Annotated in this window: 18 protein-coding genes; 9 read left to right on the top strand and 9 right to left on the bottom strand. The window is 43.1% G+C overall.

Annotated features, from left to right (window positions below; all coding sequences use genetic code 11):
- Nucleotides 1-116: 116 nt before the first annotated feature.
- On the bottom strand, nucleotides 117-989 hold the full coding sequence (gene mneS / locus MHH82_RS40150; protein WP_015382984.1) for a manganese transporter MneS: 873 nt from the start codon (nucleotides 987-989) through the stop codon (nucleotides 117-119).
- A gap of 73 nt (nucleotides 990-1,062) precedes the next feature.
- Here mneS and MHH82_RS40145 point away from each other — a divergent pair, with 73 nt between their 5' ends.
- The 7 genes from MHH82_RS40145 to MHH82_RS40115 all read left to right on the top strand — a co-directional run bounded on the left by MHH82_RS40145 (nucleotide 1,063) and on the right by MHH82_RS40115 (nucleotide 7,045).
- Nucleotides 1,063-1,350, top strand: coding sequence for a hypothetical protein (locus tag MHH82_RS40145; protein ID WP_072175442.1), 288 nt, complete (start codon nucleotides 1,063-1,065; stop codon nucleotides 1,348-1,350).
- Nucleotides 1,351-1,387: 37 nt separating this feature from the next.
- Entirely contained in the window at nucleotides 1,388-2,797 is a 1,410-nt protein-coding gene (gabP, locus tag MHH82_RS40140; RefSeq protein WP_003233998.1) for a GABA permease, read from the top strand.
- 151 nt (nucleotides 2,798-2,948) lie between these two features.
- Nucleotides 2,949-4,490: an outer spore coat copper-dependent laccase CotA gene (gene cotA / locus MHH82_RS40135; protein WP_014479048.1), complete on the top strand. Its 1,542-nt coding sequence runs from the start codon at nucleotides 2,949-2,951 to the stop codon at nucleotides 4,488-4,490.
- 97 nt (nucleotides 4,491-4,587) lie between these two features.
- Nucleotides 4,588-5,577, top strand: coding sequence for a DUF4003 domain-containing protein (locus tag MHH82_RS40130; RefSeq protein ID WP_026009853.1), 990 nt, complete (start codon nucleotides 4,588-4,590; stop codon nucleotides 5,575-5,577).
- A gap of 12 nt (nucleotides 5,578-5,589) precedes the next feature.
- A complete protein-coding gene (locus MHH82_RS40125; protein ID WP_165634610.1) occupies nucleotides 5,590-6,405 on the top strand; it encodes an alpha/beta fold hydrolase in 816 nt (271 codons plus the stop codon).
- An 82-nt stretch (nucleotides 6,406-6,487) separates the two neighbouring features.
- On the top strand, nucleotides 6,488-6,697 hold the full coding sequence (locus MHH82_RS40120; protein ID WP_003234008.1) for a cold-shock protein: 210 nt from the start codon (nucleotides 6,488-6,490) through the stop codon (nucleotides 6,695-6,697).
- Between the two features lie 189 nt (nucleotides 6,698-6,886).
- The gene (locus MHH82_RS40115; protein WP_003243985.1) at nucleotides 6,887-7,045 is read left to right on the top strand and encodes a hypothetical protein; all 159 of its coding nucleotides are present in this window, start codon (nucleotides 6,887-6,889) and stop codon (nucleotides 7,043-7,045) included.
- Between the two features lie 33 nt (nucleotides 7,046-7,078).
- On the opposite strand, the gene MHH82_RS40110 is transcribed toward MHH82_RS40115, so the two are convergent.
- Nucleotides 7,079-8,125 carry a PD40 domain-containing protein gene (locus MHH82_RS40110; RefSeq protein WP_042977956.1) on the bottom strand — a complete coding sequence of 349 codons (1,047 nt, stop codon included), beginning with the start codon at nucleotides 8,123-8,125 and terminating at the stop codon, nucleotides 7,079-7,081.
- A 65-nt stretch (nucleotides 8,126-8,190) separates the two neighbouring features.
- Nucleotides 8,191-8,562 carry a cell wall metabolism protein WalM gene (gene walM, locus MHH82_RS40105; RefSeq protein ID WP_003234013.1) on the bottom strand — a complete coding sequence of 124 codons (372 nt, stop codon included), beginning with the start codon at nucleotides 8,560-8,562 and terminating at the stop codon, nucleotides 8,191-8,193.
- A gap of 437 nt (nucleotides 8,563-8,999) precedes the next feature.
- Here walM and bdhA point away from each other — a divergent pair, with 437 nt between their 5' ends.
- On the top strand, nucleotides 9,000-10,040 hold the full coding sequence (gene bdhA / locus MHH82_RS40100) for a (R,R)-butanediol dehydrogenase (protein ID WP_003234015.1): 1,041 nt from the start codon (nucleotides 9,000-9,002) through the stop codon (nucleotides 10,038-10,040).
- A 47-nt stretch (nucleotides 10,041-10,087) separates the two neighbouring features.
- Here the strand turns inward: bdhA and iolT are convergent, their stop codons facing one another.
- A complete protein-coding gene (gene iolT / locus MHH82_RS40095; RefSeq protein WP_038827713.1) occupies nucleotides 10,088-11,509 on the bottom strand; it encodes a myo-inositol transporter IolT in 1,422 nt (473 codons plus the stop codon).
- A 583-nt stretch (nucleotides 11,510-12,092) separates the two neighbouring features.
- Between iolT and MHH82_RS40090 the strand changes: the two genes are divergently transcribed.
- Entirely contained in the window at nucleotides 12,093-13,118 is a 1,026-nt protein-coding gene (locus tag MHH82_RS40090) for a potassium channel family protein (protein ID WP_128441415.1), read from the top strand.
- 46 nt (nucleotides 13,119-13,164) lie between these two features.
- Here the strand turns inward: MHH82_RS40090 and MHH82_RS40085 are convergent, their stop codons facing one another.
- The 5 genes from MHH82_RS40085 to MHH82_RS40065 form a co-directional block, all read right to left on the bottom strand.
- Nucleotides 13,165-14,136: an SPFH domain-containing protein gene (locus tag MHH82_RS40085; protein WP_340796825.1), complete on the bottom strand. Its 972-nt coding sequence runs from the start codon at nucleotides 14,134-14,136 to the stop codon at nucleotides 13,165-13,167.
- Between the two features lie 30 nt (nucleotides 14,137-14,166).
- The gene (locus tag MHH82_RS40080) at nucleotides 14,167-14,931 is read right to left on the bottom strand and encodes a TPM domain-containing protein (RefSeq protein WP_064671844.1); all 765 of its coding nucleotides are present in this window, start codon (nucleotides 14,929-14,931) and stop codon (nucleotides 14,167-14,169) included.
- Entirely contained in the window at nucleotides 14,931-15,956 is a 1,026-nt protein-coding gene (locus MHH82_RS40075; RefSeq protein WP_029317392.1) for a TFIIB-type zinc ribbon-containing protein, read from the bottom strand. The genes MHH82_RS40080 and MHH82_RS40075 overlap by 1 nt, the downstream gene beginning before the upstream one ends.
- Nucleotides 15,957-16,021: 65 nt before the next feature.
- Nucleotides 16,022-16,705: a PspA/IM30 family protein gene (locus MHH82_RS40070; protein WP_049140778.1), complete on the bottom strand. Its 684-nt coding sequence runs from the start codon at nucleotides 16,703-16,705 to the stop codon at nucleotides 16,022-16,024.
- A 195-nt stretch (nucleotides 16,706-16,900) separates the two neighbouring features.
- Nucleotides 16,901-17,863 (bottom strand): carbohydrate kinase family protein, encoded by a 963-nt coding sequence (locus MHH82_RS40065; RefSeq protein WP_069703746.1) that lies wholly within the window; start codon nucleotides 17,861-17,863, stop codon nucleotides 16,901-16,903.
- Nucleotides 17,864-17,905: the final 42 nt, after the last annotated feature.

Below are 17,905 nucleotides of genomic sequence, written 5' to 3'. Positions count from 1 at the left end.
AATGTAACCTAACTTTACCACAAAAAGCAATCTGTATAAAAAAACGATTCTAGCAAATTGTTTCCAATAAAGCTGGCCAAAACACACAAAAAAGCTTCCTGTGGCAGGAAGCTCAATTATTTGTGTTCTAAAGGCTCCATATGAACATGCGAATAATCAATCGCATGCTCCTCCTTCATTCTCCGCTCAATTTCATTGGCTATATCGTGGCTTTCCGTAATATTTAAATCTGCCGATACCTCAACCACCACATCAACATGAACCGTACTGCCCAAGTATCTTGCTTTTATGTCTTTTAAACGGCTCACACCGGAGATTTTTTCGATTGTCTGTTTATAAGCGGAAATGTCCTTTATGTCGAATCCATCTGTCAAAGAGTGAGATGACTCTTTAAAGATATCCCATGCGGTCTTGCAAATAAGCAGACCGATCACAAACGCAGTGACCGTATCAATCCAAGCAAGATGGAATTGAGCAGCTACAATGCCGATAAATGTGCCGATACTGACGAATGCGTCTGATTTATTATCAGCAGCCGCAGCAAGGAGCGCCTGGCTCTTCACCTTTTTGGCCAGCCTTTTATTGTACCGGTAAACGATCAGCATCAGGACTGCCCCGCCCGCTGCCGTCCAAGCCGCAATCATATCCGGTGTCTCTTGTTTAGCAGAAAAAATAGATTCTCCGGCGCTGAACAGCACTTGCAGGCCGACAACCATCATAATAAACGATGCGATAAGCGATGCAATCGTTTCCGCTCGAAAGTGGCCGTATGGATGATCTTCGTCAGGAGGCTTTTGAGAGATGCGCAGGCCAATCAGCACAGCAACAGAAGCAATAATGTCAGTTGTGTTATTTAACCCGTCTGCCGTAAGTGCTTCCGAGTGAAAAAGATAACCGATGATCAGTTTAATTGCGGAAAGAACTAGATACGCGGCAATGCTGACCAGCGCTCCGGATTCTCCCTTTTTCAGTTCATCATATCTCTCCATACAAAACCTCCTCCCCGCTCACATTTTCCTATTATTATCTTACAAAGCTGATCCGCAGTGGGTCTACAGAAACATGATTCACCCGCCACAGAAAAATAGTGACGATGGAACACTTTTTCTCTCATCCAATTTATTTGCTCCGCCAAAAAGCCCATCAGATCCAATGACACCAGCGCTTCTCGCATTCTATCGAATTGTAAATAGTATACAAAATCACACAGCAAATAAAAAACGAAACATTTTTTCCACACATTCGCTGAAAGCGCAAACAAAACACTACAAATTTGAAATAAGCTGGTATATTTTCTTACACGAATTTTCGACAAACTGTATATTTATGATAGAGTTTCAATTATCATAATATTCAGTAATGATTGCATTTTAAAAGGAGGTAACTTATGAACCAATCTCAATCAGGATTAAAAAAGGAATTAAAGACCCGCCATATGACAATGATTTCGATTGCCGGTGTAATCGGAGCCGGCCTATTTGTAGGCAGCGGTTCAGTGATTCACTCGACCGGTCCGGGTGCCGTTGTTTCTTACGCGTTAGCCGGATTATTGGTGATTTTTATTATGAGAATGCTCGGTGAGATGTCTGCCGTAAACCCGACGAGCGGATCGTTTTCTCAATACGCTCACGACGCCATCGGACCGTGGGCAGGATTTACAATCGGCTGGCTGTACTGGTTTTTCTGGGTGATCGTCATCGCGATCGAAGCCATTGCCGGTGCTGGCATTATTCAATACTGGTTCCATGATATTCCGCTGTGGCTGACAAGTTTGATCTTGACCATTGTGCTCACCCTGACAAACGTCTACTCCGTTAAGTCTTTCGGTGAGTTTGAATATTGGTTCTCCCTCATTAAAGTTGTGACTATCATTGCTTTTCTAATCGTTGGTTTTGCCTTTATTTTTGGCTTTGCACCGGGCAGTGAGCCAGTCGGTTTTTCGAATCTTACAGGCAAAGGCGGATTTTTCCCGGAGGGCATCAGCTCCGTATTGCTCGGCATTGTCGTTGTCATCTTCTCTTTTATGGGAACTGAAATCGTTGCCATTGCAGCAGGGGAAACATCCAACCCGATCGAATCTGTGACAAAAGCCACCAGATCCGTTGTATGGCGCATCATCGTCTTTTACGTGGGCTCAATCGCCATTGTCGTAGCGCTGTTGCCATGGAATTCAGCAAATATTTTAGAAAGCCCTTTCGTCGCTGTACTTGAGCATATAGGAGTGCCCGCAGCCGCACAGATTATGAACTTTATCGTCCTCACAGCCGTACTCTCTTGCCTGAATTCAGGTTTGTACACCACATCCAGAATGCTGTATTCTCTTGCAGAAAGAAACGAAGCGCCGCGCCGTTTTATGAAATTGAGCAAAAAAGGCGTTCCCGTACAAGCCATTGTGGCCGGGACATTTTTCTCTTATATCGCGGTCGTAATGAACTATTTTTCACCGGATACCGTCTTTTTATTCTTAGTCAACTCATCAGGCGCAATCGCTTTACTCGTCTATCTTGTCATCGCTGTTTCCCAGCTGAAAATGCGGAAAAAACTCGAAAAAACAAACCCAGAAGCATTGAAGATCAAAATGTGGCTCTTCCCTTTCCTAACCTACTTGACCATCATCGCCATTTGCGGAATTTTAGTGTCCATGGCGTTTATTGATTCCATGAGAGACGAGCTGCTGCTTACAGGCGTCATCACGGGAATCGTTCTGATTTCTTACCTTGTGTTCAGAAAACGCAAGGTGAGCGAGAAAGCGGCTGCCAACCCAGTCACACAGCAGCAGCCCGATATCCTGCCTTAATGCTGATCAAATCCTAAACGGCCAGCCGTTTAGGATTTTGTTATTTTCTTTCTCGGGCAGTCTGCAGCACGAAGATTTTTTGTAACCATCACGTCCTTATTGTCATTAACTATAATACCAATTTGGAAAATTTAGATAAGGACAGATGAAAATGACACTTGAAAAATTTGTGGATGCTCTCCCAATCCCAGATACACTAAAGCCAGTACAGCAATCAAAAGAAAAAACATACTACGAAGTCACCATGGAGGAATGCACCCATCAGCTCCATCGCGATCTCCCTCCAACCCGCCTGTGGGGCTACAACGGCTTATTTCCGGGGCCGACCATTGAGGTTAAAAGAAATGAAAACGTATATGTAAAATGGATGAATAACCTACCTTCCACGCATTTCCTTCCGATTGATCACACCATTCATCACAGTGACAGCCAGCATGAAGAGCCTGAGGTAAAGACAGTTGTTCATTTACACGGCGGCGTCACGCCAGATGATAGTGACGGGTATCCGGAGGCTTGGTTTTCCAAAGACTTTGAACAAACAGGACCTTATTTCAAAAGAGAGGTTTATCATTATCCAAACCAGCAGCGCGGGGCTATATTGTGGTATCACGATCACGCCATGGCGCTCACCAGGCTAAATGTCTATGCCGGACTTGTCGGTGCTTATATCATTCATGACCCAAAGGAAAAACGCTTAAAACTGCCTTCAGACGAATACGATGTGCCGCTTCTTATCACAGACCGCACGATCAATGAGGATGGTTCTTTGTTTTATCCGAGCGCACCGGAAAACCCTTCTCCGTCACTGCCTAATCCTTCAATCGTTCCGGCTTTTTGCGGAGAAACCATACTCGTCAACGGGAAGGTATGGCCATACTTGGAGGTCGAGCCAAGGAAATACCGATTCCGTGTCATCAACGCCTCCAATACAAGAACCTATAACCTGTCACTCGATAATGGCGGAGAGTTTATTCAGATTGGTTCAGATGGAGGGCTCCTGCCGCGATCTGTTAAACTGAATTCTTTCAGCCTTGCGCCTGCTGAACGTTACGATATCATCATTGACTTCACAGCATATGAAGGAGAATCGATCATTTTGGCAAACAGCGCGGGCTGTGGCGGTGACGTCAATCCTGAAACAGATGCTAATATCATGCAATTCAGAGTCACAAAACCATTGGCACAAAAAGACGAAAGCAGAAAGCCGAAGTACCTCGCCTCATACCCTTCGGTACAGCATGAAAGAATACAAAACATCAGAACGCTAAAACTGGCAGGCACCCAGGACGAATACGGCAGACCCGTCCTTCTGCTTAATAACAAACGCTGGCACGATCCCGTCACAGAAGCACCAAAAGTCGGCACAACTGAAATATGGTCCATTATCAACCCGACACGCGGAACACATCCGATCCACCTGCATCTAGTCTCCTTCCGTGTATTAGACCGGCGGCCGTTTGATATCGCCCGTTATCAAGAAAGCGGGGAATTGTCCTATACCGGTCCGGCTGTCCCGCCGCCGCCAAGTGAAAAGGGCTGGAAAGACACCATTCAAGCGCATGCAGGTGAAGTCCTGAGAATCGCGGCGACATTCGGTCCGTACAGCGGACGATACGTATGGCATTGCCATATTCTAGAGCATGAAGACTATGACATGATGAGACCGATGGATATAACAGATCCCCATAAATAACCAGACAAACTTGCCTCTAGCAGGCAAGTTTTTTCTTTATGGAACCTTTGGCCCTATTTATCGTATTACGTAAAAACAGCAAAAGGAGCTGCTTTTTATGCTGACACACGACCTACATGAAAAAATAAAGCAATACATTTCCATTTATGCTGAATTAAAATCAAAATTAAAATGGAAAGTTTCACACGATCAGATATTAATGCTCATTTCTTCTGCATATATTGTGAATAAAAGAGAGTTTGATTTTCAGCGCTTTTATGATTTGAGCAGCTATATCAAATCAAACATCGGCAGCTTCTCAACACTCAATTCACACCACCGCTTTACTGTTGCATCTATTCTGGACATTCATTTTCAGCATAAGGCAAAACAAACATTTCATACTTTCATCGATGTATACAATGAAATGGTGAAGCTAGGATATAAGCGGGATATGTTCACATACCTTTCCGCTCTGATCTTGCTCACCGGCAAATCTGAAACGACAAACCAAAAAGAACAGATGAACATGGGGCTAGCAGTTTATCAGCAGATGAAGAAAAATCATTATTTCCTCACTTCAACTCAGAATGTTCCGCTTGCCATACTGCTTGGAGAAAACGAAAAAGGTTTGCAGGCGCTACAGAAGGCGGAAACATGCTATCAGCTGCTGGCAGCCAACGGCTTTAAAAAAGGACAGTACTTACATCAGGTCAGCCATATTCTGGCCTTGCAAAGTGAAAAAGAGCCCGAAATGCTTGTTTCCGCTTGCAAACAGATATATCAATCGATCACTGAATCTGTCAAAAAACCAAAGGATTATCATTATCCAGACCTTGCTCTCCTCACATTTCTGGAAGAGCCAGATATCAAAACGGTTTTGTGCATCACTGACGAATTAAACCAGGAAAAAGCTTTTAAATGGCAAAAGGAAATGAATTTTAAAATTGCTGTCAGCCTCTATCTCAGTGAGCATATGGAGAAAAATCTGCTGATGGAATCAGGACTATACACCGCTATCGAAACAGCCATTCAAGCGCAGCAGGCAGCCGCGACAGCTGTCATCATCAGCTCAACAGCAGCCAGCCATACTCATGATGGAAACTAAAGGAGGAGAAACATGCCATACATCACATTAGAAGATCAGACACGCCTTTACTATGAAACACACGGGAGAGGGACGCCGATCCTGTTTATACATGGGGTGCTGATGAGCGGACAATTTTTCCACAAACAATTTTCGGCACTTTCTGCCAATTATCAATGTATTCGTCTTGATCTTAGAGGACACGGCGAATCTGACAAAGTGCTTCACGGCCACACCATTTCCCAATATGCACGTGACATAAGGGAATTTCTAAATGCAATGGAGCTTGACCATGTCGTTCTTGCCGGCTGGTCAATGGGCGCTTTTGTCGTATGGGATTATCTCAATCAATTTGAGAATGATAATATTCAAGCCGCTGTGATCATCGATCAATCCGCTTCCGACTATCAATGGGAGGGCTGGGAACACGGTCCATTTGATTTTGACGGCTTAAAAACAGCGATGCACGCCATTCAAACTGACCCGCTGCCTTTCTACGAAAGCTTCATCCAAAATATGTTCGCAGAACCGCCTGCCGAGACCGAAACAGAATGGATGCTGGCAGAAATCCTCAAACAGCCGGCTGCCATTTCTAGCACGATTTTATTTAACCAAACGGCCGCTGATTACCGGGGCACCCTCCAAAACATCAATGTGCCGACATTGCTGTGCTTCGGGGAAGACAAGAAATTTTTCTCTACAGCAGCTGGGGAACACTTGCGGAGCAATATTCCAAACGCGACACTCGTTACCTTTCCTAAAAGCAGCCATTGCCCGTTTTTAGAAGAGCCAGATGCTTTTAACAGCACACTCCTCTCCTTTTTAGATGGGGTTATTGGAAAGTCATAAAGAAAAAGGAATTAGGAGATTAGGGAAAAGTATGAGACAATAAGAAATGTGCAGTAAAATACATGAGGGAAGAAGTGACTTTATGTCTTACTATAACAAACGAAATCAAGAACCGCTGCCAAAAGAAGATGTGAGTACTTGGGAATGCACAAAAGAAGACTGTAATGGCTGGACCCGAAAAAACTTCGCCAGCAGTGATACGCCATTGTGCCCTTTGTGCGGAAGTAAAATGGTCGACGGCATCCGTTCATTAGTGAATCTCCAAAACAACAGCCAAACGAAAACAAGCTAGTTCTTCCCTATAACAAATGCAGTCTCCTGCAAGCAAACAAACTCCGAACGGAGACAAAATTCTATATTTCAGAATAAAAACCTCTCATTGCAAGAGGCCAAATACGAAGAAAGAAGCCCAAAACTGTAAACGTTTAGGGCTTTTTTGTCTGTTTTAATGGTATAATATGGATATAAGAGGAGTGATAACGTGATCTCAAACCAGCAGCAAAAAGACTTGAAAAAAAGAGCTGCGTTCAAAAAGCTGAATGTTGCAATGAACTCATATGTTGAACTTCTGTTTTTGTCGGTACCTCTGATTCATATCTTTAAATGGCTCGGATCATTAGCTCTGCACCTCATCCATTAAAAAAGCCACTCAGCTCATGCCGAGTGGTTTTTATTAGTTAATCACAGAAAAGCTGTTGATGATGCCGTTTGGATTTTCCCATACTTTTTTGAAGGTCTTATTTTCAAGGCTATAGGAATAAATCGTCCGCACCTTAGCTTCACGCCCTGTTTCGTCCTTCAGCTTTTTAGCCCCCTTGGCTTCGGCAAGAAAATAAATGTTCTTCCCATCCTTAGAAAACTGAGGCTGTGCGTCAATTAACAGCTTAAATGATTTTTGATTTGAGATGATGCTTTCATATTTTTTCGTATCCGCATTGAGCATTTGAATAGAAGCGGTTTGCTCCGTTCCTTTCTGCGTATATGATGTGAATAAAATACGTTTATCATCATCAGAAACAGCAATATCGCTGATAAATTGGTTCAGGCTTTTCAGCTCATTAAATTTATGTTGACGGCCTTCCGCAAAATGAATCGTTGTCGGTTCAGGATCGATGCCCTTTTCGTTTGCTTCATCTGTTTTCTTGTAGTCTTCTTCTACAGAATAATGAAGCAATGCAAATGAATCGTTTTTTTGGTTATAAAAGAAGCTGCTGACGGTGTTATCCTGATCATTAGCGGCAGGATAAAGATTTTTGTACTTTTTCGTTTTCAGATCAAAAGCGGCGATCCGAAAATTGCTTTCGTCCGATTTTCCTAAGCGGAAATAGATGGTTGAACGGTCCTTTGATAAAAACAAACTGTCTGCACTCTCCGCGCCTTTATAAAGCACCGTCTTTTTATTAGACTTTAGATCCAGTTTAAAAAGCCTCATTTCATTCTGTTCATTATTGCCCGTATAATAGAGCACCTGCTGTTTTTGATCCAAGGCAAATGCCGGATAGCTGGTCAGCTTCTCCTCATGGATCACCTTGTCATTTTCATAATACTTTGTCAGCAGATCCGTATCTGTAATTGAAACCAGCAGCTCATCACCGCTTTCGGTATTGACTGAAACATCAGCAGCCTTCTCATGGCCTTTATCCTTTGCAACATAAAACGCAACTCCAGCGGCAGCTGCCGCTATTATCACTGCTAATAATAATATGATTCTTTTTTTCATCTTTTATCTCCACCAATAGAAAAAGCAAGAATGTGACTTCTTGCTTTCCAGATTATATATGTACATTAATAGCTGTAATGCCCCGCTACTTTACCTTTGCTTAATGGGTATCCAAGCGCTTTAAACGCTTTAGGGCTAACATCCAGCACTGCATTAGGCATTCTGCCAACATCATTTTTATAAACCGTAATCACCTTTTTAGGCTTCGCTTTTGCATAAGCTCTGATTTTTGTCCCGTTTCTAGGAACATCAAATCCGATTTTGGTCGCACAATCCCAATGTCCAAGTTTCTTACCTGAAGAGCCTTTTTTCCCGACTCCATTATACCAAGTAATATTTCCGTTCACATGTTTCGCACTGGCATCTGATGAAAAACTAAAAGCTCCCAAAGTACTTCCTACTAAGATAAAAGCGGCTAAAATGACTTTCTTCAACATTTCGTCCCCCTGTTTGTTAACATCTAGGAAGATTATACACGATCAACCAGCTATTTTTTATTTCAATATCCTTACAGTAATGTTACAAAGTCAAAAAAGTTACCTCTGTTAAATTAAACCATGGAAGATTATCCTATTATAATAGCAGTATTAGCGTTATAATTATTGATAGAGTAGTTGTCGCATTCAATATGAACGAACCATTACCGTATTGTTCAAACCAAATTCATAGCTATGTAAACGATTGATACTCTCATATAAAGAAAAAAGAGTGTGCGAGACCCTTTTTTCTTCAAAGTTTCTTTTTTCAAAAAAACGTAGATTATATTATATAAAAATTTCATTTCTTTTTTGGTTTTAAAAATGGCGATTTTGTGAACAGTTCATATTGACCGGTGCGGAATTACTCACATCAAAAGCTATAGGAGTGGTAATCCATGAAGGCAGCAAGATGGCATAACCAAAAGGATATCCGTATTGAACATATCGAAGAGCCAAAAACGGAGCCGGGAAAAGTAAAGATCAAAGTCAAATGGTGCGGCATCTGCGGAAGTGATTTACACGAATATCTGGGCGGCCCGATCTTTATTCCGGTTGACAAACCGCATCCATTAACAAATGAAACGGCACCTGTCACAATGGGGCATGAATTCTCCGGTGAAGTTGTCGAAGTCGGAGAAGGCGTTGAAAATTATAAAGTTGGAGACCGCGTCGTAGTCGAGCCGATTTTTGCTACACACGGCCACCAAGGCGCCTACAACCTTGATGAACAAATGGGATTCCTCGGCTTAGCCGGCGGAGGCGGCGGTTTCTCTGAATACGTCTCTGTAGATGAAGAGCTTTTGTTCAAACTTCCTGATGAATTATCATATGAACAAGGCGCGCTCGTTGAACCTTCTGCAGTTGCTCTATACGCTGTCCGCTCAAGCAAACTCAAAGCAGGCGACAAAGCGGCTGTATTCGGCTGCGGCCCGATCGGACTTCTTGTCATTGAAGCGCTGAAGGCTGCCGGTGCAACTGATATTTACGCTGTTGAGCTTTCTCCTGAACGCCAGCAAAAAGCTGAGGAGCTTGGCGCGATCATCGTTGATCCGTCTAAAACAGACGATGTAGTCGCTGAGATTGCAGAACGTACAGGAGGCGGTGTTGACGTAGCATTCGAAGTCACGGGTGTCCCAGTGGTGTTACGACAAGCCATCCAGTCCACTACAATTGCCGGTGAAACCGTCATCGTCAGCATTTGGGAAAAAGGTGCTGAAATCCATCCGAACGATATCGTAATCAAAGAACGTACAGTAAAAGGAATTATCGGATACCGCGACATCTTCCCGGCTGTATTGTCATTAATGAAAGAAGGCTATTTCTCAGCCGACAAACTCGTAACGAAAAAAATCGTACTAGATGATTTGATCGAGGAAGGCTTCGGGGCTCTTATTAAAGAGAAAAGCCAAGTCAAAATCCTTGTCAGACCTAACTAATTTGAAACCAAAAAGAATCCGCACTCGGGTGCGGATTCTTTTTTTAATTATCCAATCACTTCAGCCCCAGAATCCTTCTTTGCCCCGCCGTGATCATAAGCCCGGAAGTTTTCCTCCAGCTGCTCAAGCGAAAGCCCTTTCGTTTCCGGCAAAAACCTCTTCACAAACAAGACAGAGCAAATTCCTAATCCAACGAAGATAAAGAACGTTGTGGACAGCCCGATGGCTGCCAGCAATATTGGAAACGTGAAACTGACTGCAAAATTCACCATCCACAGACAGAATACCGTAACACCCATTCCCAGTCCGCGAAGGCGAAGCGGGAAAATTTCAGATAGCATCAGCCAAGTCACTGGTGAAATGGCGCCCTGCTGAAAAGCAAGAAATGTGACCGTTAATGACAGGACTACATATGGAAGTGCCGGTGATCCTTCAAGTACAAGTGAGAATATCCCGATTAGCAATAACGCTGTTGTCGTACCGATCAAGCCTGTCATCAGCATCGGCCGGCGCCCCACTCTTCCCAGCAACCAGATTCCGACGAATGTTGCCAATACCGAAATCACGCCATTCGCAATATTTCCGATTAAAGCGGCTTCCGTTTGGAAACCAGAATTTCTTAGAATTTCAGTCCCATAATACATAATCGAATTAACACCTGTAATTTGCTGTACAATCGCAATCCCTAATCCAATAAACACAATACGGCGCACCCATGGGACTGAAAGATCTTTAAACGTTGCTTTATCAAGCTGATCTTCTTTTTTGAAAGCGAATTCAATTTCTTGCAGCTCAGCTGCTGCCCGCTTTTCATCCCTGATTTTTTTCAAAACACGCAAAGCATCTTCTTTTCTCCCTTTCGAAACAAGCCAGCGGGGACTCTCGGGCATTCTGATCATGCCGAAAAACAGGAACACGGCTGGAAGCGACGCAATGACCAGCATGAACCTCCACACATGGGAGTTGTCTCCCATTGTTGTTCCAAGGATTGCATTAAAAACAAAGGCCAAAAGCTGTCCTGATACAATCATCAATTCGTTCTGCGTCACCATCCGTCCCCTGCTTTCCACAGGAGACATCTCTGCTAAATAGGCAGGCACCGTTACGGATGCACCCCCAACCGCAATACCAAGCACAAAACGGGAAATAATCATGACCGTAACATTTGGAGCAAACGTACACCCGATCGTTGAAATGAAAAATATAACAGCGAGGAACAAAATATTTTTGCGGCGGCCGTTAAAATCAGACATCCTGCCGCCAAACACAGCACCCAGCGCGGCTCCAAAAAGAAGTGAACTGGTGACAAGGCCCTCTGTGAAGGCATTGAGATTAAGCTGATCCGGCTCTCCCATATACGGTAAAGCTCCATTGAGCACACCGGTATCATAGCCAAAAAGAAGCCCGCCGAAAGTGGAGACTAAAATAATTGTACGTAAAAATGACATTTGATTGCCTTGTTTATTCATACTGTTTCCCCCAGTCTTTTTCAAAATGCGTATGTCAAAAACTTATTCCAGGGCTGCTGCCTTCCTCACATTTTGTAAGCAGGCTTCAGAAAATAGTTGTTCATGTTTTTATCCAATAACCTCATAACCTTCCCTTCTTCTTAGCATGTCAGTCCCAATGGAAGCGATTTCATTTCTCACTAAAAGAGAAATGGTCATTTCTTTGTGCATAACCTTGTAAATTTGGCATTTAATAGTCACTTGATAGTTCAATTGTAGTGATATGATAGTTATATTTTTGTTACATCTGATATTATCATAATTATAAAAACGCTTTCAGTCAATATAAATTTCTGAAAATTTTTTACTCTATAAAAGGAAAATCACCAATTCAAGGGGAAAATGAACGTTTTTCTTCATGAAAATGTGTGAATCAAGTCAAAAATCCTGTGATTTTTTGTTCATATCGATAAATGAGTAAGTGTTGGTTAACTTCTCCTATTTTTCTCTGTAAAATCAAACATTCGCTCAATTGTTTCAGACTCAGGATAAAAGGAAATAGAGAAGAAAATAAAAGAAGGCTGACTTAAGGGAGGCAACCAAAATGAATGAGGGTTATATCATTGCAGGCCTTTTATTATTGACAGCGGGGATGATTGATTTTTTATGGACCACGTTATGGTTAGAGAGCGGTGCAGGCCCGATCACAAGATGCCTGTCTGCCTGGCTGTGGAAGGGCTGCCGCAGAATCAGCGGTGACCACGCAAAGGTTCTAAGTATGGCTGGTCCTCTGCTGTTATGCCTGACGTTAGTGATATGGATCAGTCTATTTTGGGGCGGGTGGGTTTTGATTTACTCGAGTGACCCTCACTCACTTATGGAAACTCAATCAAAAGAACCTTCTTCCTGGTCAGACCGAATTTATTTTTCCGGCTATGTCATGTTTACATTAGGAAATGGCGACCTCGCTCCGAACGGAGGCCTATGGAAGCTTGTCACGATTATTGAAACAGCTCAAGGACTGCTTACCATCACGTTTTCTGTCACGTATTTGATTTCCGTCTTGAGTGCGGTTAATCAAAAACGCTCCTTTGCCCAAAGTGTATTAAGTCTAGGGCATGACGGAACAGAAATCGTCCATAATGCATGGAATGGCAAAGATTTTCACGACATTGATTTTCTTCTTGTCGCTGCCTCATCAGAACTGGGAAAGCTGACCGCTCAGCATAACGCCTTCCCCATCCTTCATTTTTACCACAGCACGCAGCATCAGGAATCATCCATTATAGCTGTTGCTGTATTGGATGAAGCTCTAACCATTTTCAAATACGGAATTCCTGAACAATATCAGCCGAATCAGCTTCATATCAAAGAAGCGCGCTCAAGTATCAAAAACTATCTGGATACCGTTCATACTGCCTATATCCATCCTGCAGAACAAGCGCCGCCGGAACCAGACATCTCAAAGCTTCAACAATCAGGCATACCGGCTTTATCAAAGCAAACATTTCAAATTGCCGTCAATTCAATAAAGGAACGTCGTCAATTGCTGCTGGGAATTATCCAAGCGGGTGCTCGAAAATGGCCTGTTCAGGAGCAAGCAATAGGTAACGCTTATTCTTCTAAATAAAAAAGTCCCGAGCGCTGATCACTCCGGACTTTTCACTGTATGAGTCTTACACAAGCTTCTGGCCGCAATTCGGACAAAAATTGGCTTCGCCCGTTTTTGTTCCGCAGTTTGGACAGAAATTCGGTTTGCTTCCGCTGCCAGTTGACTGTGGGCCTGATGACTGTGCCTGCTGATTTTGATTCATTTGGTTCATCATCTGATTGGCCATATTCATTCCCATCATCATTCCAGCCATATCCGAAGCCGCTCCGCCTCCGCTCATCTTTCCGGATGCCATTCCATCCGTCATTGATATTTGCTGGTATCTGTTCACATCCCCAACCATACCGTAGGAAGCGTTCTTTGTAATCATATCTTGAACCTCTTGAGGGTAATTAAAGCTCATGATTTGAAAACCAGTGACCGTCATCCCGTCGCTTATTAATTGCATATCTAAGTCCTCTTGAATTCCCTTGGCAATATCAAAAGCGTTTGCTTGAAGATTAAACATATCTTTCCCTTCTCTTGTGATCCACTTCATGAGAAGCTGATCCAGAATAGAAATGATACGGGTTTTAATATCCTCTACAAAATATTGATCTTTCACGCCAGCGATTTTATCAATCAGGCTGATATAGTCCTGCACCTTGAAATTAAATGTGCCGTTTGCGCGAATGGGCATCCCGCCTGGCATTCCCGCTGCCGGAATATTTATCGCCTGTTTTGTTCCCCATCTTACGGTAAATTCCTTCGTATTGACAAACAGCACCTCAGCTCGCATGCCGTTGTTAAAGCCAAACTTAAAGCCCTTTAACGTTGAAAGGAATGGAATAATTTCTGATTCAATATCATAATCGCCATCATCTTGAAAGACTCCTTCAACCCGCCCATTGTTCAAAAAGACAGCATCCTGTCCGGGACGAATGATTAAACGGCTCCCTTTTTTGATTTCACGATTTTTCCATTTATAAAAAATCATATCATCTCTAAATTCTTCCCACTCTACTACATTCGCTAATTGATTTCTGAAAAACGACATTACGCCTCTCCCTTTCTCTATTTCTTACATTTAAAAACTGCCCCGGCTCCCACTGTATGACGTGCCGCCTTTCGTAACACCGCCATCGCTGCCGCTGTCTTTATCTGATGGTTTTCTTTCTCTTGTTACAGTCGTTCTAATATAAGTGTCGTATTGATCAATCACATCAGACGTACGCTGATCCATATATGTATTTCCATTAACCGTTACTTTGCCGCCTGCATGATAAAGCATGATTGAAACCGCAATTCCCCCGACTGCGATGGCAGCAATCAGCTGAAACCACCATGTAAAGAATATGTTGTCGGGGTTTACTCCCGGTTTTATGCCCATATCTTTATAGGAAAGCTGAATATATGTCTCAAAAGCTTCAAAATAATTTTCATTGGATAAATCAGATGAAATCGTATTTCTGATGCTATTGAGCCTGCTGTTGTCCAAATACTGTTCGGCTTTTTTGAAGCCTGCGATAAACACTTCTCTGTTTGTCATATCAATGGTCAGAATGGCTGTACTGCCTTTTCCGTAACGATCATAAAAATCGCCGGTATAGTCTGCAATATCTTCACCGTTTGTGCTTTTGATCGTAATAATGATGAAATCAGTGTCTCTCTTTGCACCCAGCTCTGCCGAGAGAGATTCAAGTTTTCCGATCTCCGCTTTTGACAATAGATGAGCGCGATCGTACACATGCTGCTGCGATTCAGAGGCTCTTGCCGCTTCGATACCCAGTAAAGGCATCATGATGAAAACAGCCAGCACAACAAAGATCGCTTTCCCAAAAAATCCACGCATCAAAATCCGCCTCCCATCATCAATGAGACGAGCTTCAACGCAAGAAATGTCCCGCCTGCTATTCCGCTAAACCATGCCGCCACTTTTCCTCGACTAATCGGCGGCTTTCCAACAACCTTTCCTGTTTGCCCGTTCATCGCAAAGATATGCTCCGCTCTTTCATAATCGTAACTGACCATCCAAACAGGAAGCAAAACGTAAAAGCTGTTCACGTTTTTCGTGTGAATATGTTTGTCCCTCACATTGACTGACGTATATCCGGAAAAAGTAGAATGGATGTATGAATCTATATAACTGCTGATTTTCTCTTTTGCCCTCGGAAAAAGCTCCTCATCGGTATAATTGTACTTTTCCGCAATATAACCGGCCAAATATGCCGTTTGAAAGTCCTTCAGCTCTTCGTATGAATAAGGCTCCAATTTGTCCATTAATTCGTCTTTCATTTTTTCAGAGGCATCGACAGGGATTTTCAAATAATCGAGATTGATATCACGAAACGCTTCAAAGTGCTCTGTTTCCGTGCAAATATAATCCCCTTCTTCATACCGGTGGACCCTGGTACAGTTTGCTCTCACCTGTACTTCACTATTTAAATCAAACATCCAAAACGGAATATACATGCCGGTGATGCTTTTAATGCGATCGGCAGACATGAAACCTCTTGGTGTCAGAAGGCCTTTTTTGCACCACTTTCGAAATGCCTGCTCCGCTTCTTGCTTGCTGATTGTAAATGGAATGACCTTCGCCGGCGCCAAATGTCCTGATAAACGATCGGCAAGTATTGCAGCACCTCCGCAGAAGCTGCACGTCGTTGCTGTCGTTTCAGCTTCCGTGATCAAAACGGCACCGCAGTTTTCACATTGATATTCTTTTGCTTCATCATCAGAAAACCGTGCCGCAATGTTTTCTTTCGGAAGGCTTTCAATATTGTCCTGTCTTCCGCAGCTGCTGCAGGATAACGAGCCGGTTTCACTGTCAAATGCCATATCACTGCCGCAGTTCGGACACTTATAAGATATTATCATTACCGTTCCCTCTCACATCTTATGATAAAATGACGCCGCAGCCGAGAGCTGCGGCCTCCTATGTATTACTTATCGAGCATCATTTTCGCTTTTAACGCCGCAAGTTCATCATCAATCTGGCTTGAACCGCCAGTGTCATACTTTGCAGTCAGATCAGCCATATCATCCTGCGGAGCGCTGTTCAGTTCAGCCATTGCATTGGCCTGATCAAGTGCCTTATTTACTTTGTCCTCCATTCGGCCGAATGCAGACATTGATTGGCTTGTACTTGAAACAGAAGCGCCCAGTTTGTTCATTCTTTCTTGCGTTTTCGCTACTGCCCACTTCGCCTTGATCATATTTTTACGTGCTTCCAGCTCTCCAATGTCAGATACCAATTTGTCATGCATCTTTCTCATCTGTGCGGCATTGGTTGCAGCAATTTGATTCGCCGCCTGCAGCTCAGAAAGCTTTGACTCCAAAGATGTTTTTCTTTCAAGAAATTTTCTCGCATCGCTCTCATTCCCGGCTTGCAGCGCCTTCATTGCATAGCTTTCCATCTTTTCCATATCCGCCTGGCATTCGTGATATTCTCTTTTTGCTCTCTGCTCCTCGGCCATAACAGCTGCTGTTTCTGCCTTAACCTTAGCCAAATCGCTATTCATATTTCTTAAATATTGATCTACCATTTTCTCCGGATTTTCAGCCTTGTCCAATAAAGCATTGATATTCGCAGACATAATATCTTTAAATCTTCCAATTATACTCATTATATCGTTCCTCCTAAAGCTAATTCGGTAACCCTTGTTACATATACTATTTATTATCGTTAAAAGTTTCACTTTTTTAATAAAAAATGACATTCCAAACAAAAAATACACAACTTTTTACCTGAACAAAAATGTAAGCAATAAAAAAAGATGCCCCCAAAAGTCCAAAGACTTTCAAGAAACATCTTCAATGATTTACAAAGAAACTTCGATCTCATCCAAGCTCGGCAGTGCATCAATCGCTCCAATTTTAGTGCACACAAGAGCTCCGACCTTATTGGCAAACGCCACAATCTCACGCAGTTTCACAAAATCTGTTTCTACAGATTGAATCTGATCCGTGTTTGCCAATTGATATAAAGCCGCACCGACAAAAGCATCTCCCGCCCCTGTTGAGTCAATTGATGTCACAGGAATGCTTGGAATGATTTCACGGTCTTTTCCATTGGAAAGAAGCGTTCCGCTTTTCCCAAGTGTCACAGCGACAATGTTGGCTCCGATCTCATGAAGGATCGCAACTCCCTTTTCATGATCCTTCACACCGCTTATAATCTCAAGCTCCTCGTCACTGACTTTCACAAAATCACTTACAGCGATCGCTTTTTTCGCAACACTTACAAACTCTGAGACTCTTCCCCTCCATAAATCTTCACGGTAGTTAGGGTCAAACGAAATAAACTGTCCATTGTCTTTCGCAATCGACATCAGCCGTAAATAGGCTGAGCAAAACGGATCCGATAACAGTGCCGTCGCAGAGCCGAAATGAAGGATTTTCGCTCCGTTTAGTTTTTCCTGGTCAATATCCTCCAGCGTAAACAAAGCGTCCGCGCCTCTATTAAAAACAAAGTCACGCTCTCCATTTTGTTTTAATGAAACAAAAGCAAGCGTTGTAGGCGCTTTCTCATCCATCACCAGCATAGAGGTATCGACATGTACAGCGTCCAATGTTTGCTTCAGAAAATACCCAAACGGATCCTTTCCTACTTTTCCGCTGAAAGCGGCGTCTCCGCCCAGCTTGGCAATCGCTGCTGACACATTCGCCGGTGCACCCCCGGCACTTTTCAGGAATTGGCGCCCTTCCATTAAATCAACGTCAACATCGGTACAAAAGAAATCAATCAACAATTCCCCAATACAAACTACAGAATGACTACGCATATTATCACACTCATTTATAAAGTCTAGATTACAGTCTCAGTA

It is taken from the genome of Bacillus sp. FSL K6-6540 (genome assembly GCF_038007545.1).
Note: the sequence above shows the minus strand (reverse complement) of the source record. Positions and strands in the feature narration are given on the sequence as shown.

Excerpts from the sequence above, each read along its gene's own strand:
- mneS (WP_015382984.1), bottom strand. The coding sequence starts at position 989 with ATGGAGAGATATGATGAACTGAAAAAGGGAGAATCCGGAGCGCTGGTC.
- MHH82_RS40145 (WP_072175442.1), top strand. The coding sequence starts at position 1,063 with ATGATTCACCCGCCACAGAAAAATAGTGACGATGGAACACTTTTTCTC.
- gabP (WP_003233998.1), top strand. The coding sequence starts at position 1,388 with ATGAACCAATCTCAATCAGGATTAAAAAAGGAATTAAAGACCCGCCAT.
- cotA (WP_014479048.1), top strand. The coding sequence starts at position 2,949 with ATGACACTTGAAAAATTTGTGGATGCTCTCCCAATCCCAGATACACTA.
- MHH82_RS40130 (WP_026009853.1), top strand. The coding sequence starts at position 4,588 with ATGCTGACACACGACCTACATGAAAAAATAAAGCAATACATTTCCATT.
- MHH82_RS40125 (WP_165634610.1), top strand. The coding sequence starts at position 5,590 with ATGCCATACATCACATTAGAAGATCAGACACGCCTTTACTATGAAACA.
- MHH82_RS40120 (WP_003234008.1), top strand. The coding sequence starts at position 6,488 with ATGTCTTACTATAACAAACGAAATCAAGAACCGCTGCCAAAAGAAGAT.
- MHH82_RS40110 (WP_042977956.1), bottom strand. The coding sequence starts at position 8,125 with ATGAAAAAAAGAATCATATTATTATTAGCAGTGATAATAGCGGCAGCT.
- walM (WP_003234013.1), bottom strand. The coding sequence starts at position 8,562 with ATGTTGAAGAAAGTCATTTTAGCCGCTTTTATCTTAGTAGGAAGTACT.
- bdhA (WP_003234015.1), top strand. The coding sequence starts at position 9,000 with ATGAAGGCAGCAAGATGGCATAACCAAAAGGATATCCGTATTGAACAT.
- iolT (WP_038827713.1), bottom strand. The coding sequence starts at position 11,509 with ATGAATAAACAAGGCAATCAAATGTCATTTTTACGTACAATTATTTTA.
- MHH82_RS40090 (WP_128441415.1), top strand. The coding sequence starts at position 12,093 with ATGAATGAGGGTTATATCATTGCAGGCCTTTTATTATTGACAGCGGGG.
- MHH82_RS40085 (WP_340796825.1), bottom strand. The coding sequence starts at position 14,136 with ATGTCGTTTTTCAGAAATCAATTAGCGAATGTAGTAGAGTGGGAAGAA.
- MHH82_RS40080 (WP_064671844.1), bottom strand. The coding sequence starts at position 14,931 with ATGCGTGGATTTTTTGGGAAAGCGATCTTTGTTGTGCTGGCTGTTTTC.
- MHH82_RS40075 (WP_029317392.1), bottom strand. The coding sequence starts at position 15,956 with ATGATAATATCTTATAAGTGTCCGAACTGCGGCAGTGATATGGCATTT.
- MHH82_RS40070 (WP_049140778.1), bottom strand. The coding sequence starts at position 16,705 with ATGAGTATAATTGGAAGATTTAAAGATATTATGTCTGCGAATATCAAT.
- MHH82_RS40065 (WP_069703746.1), bottom strand. The coding sequence starts at position 17,863 with ATGCGTAGTCATTCTGTAGTTTGTATTGGGGAATTGTTGATTGATTTC.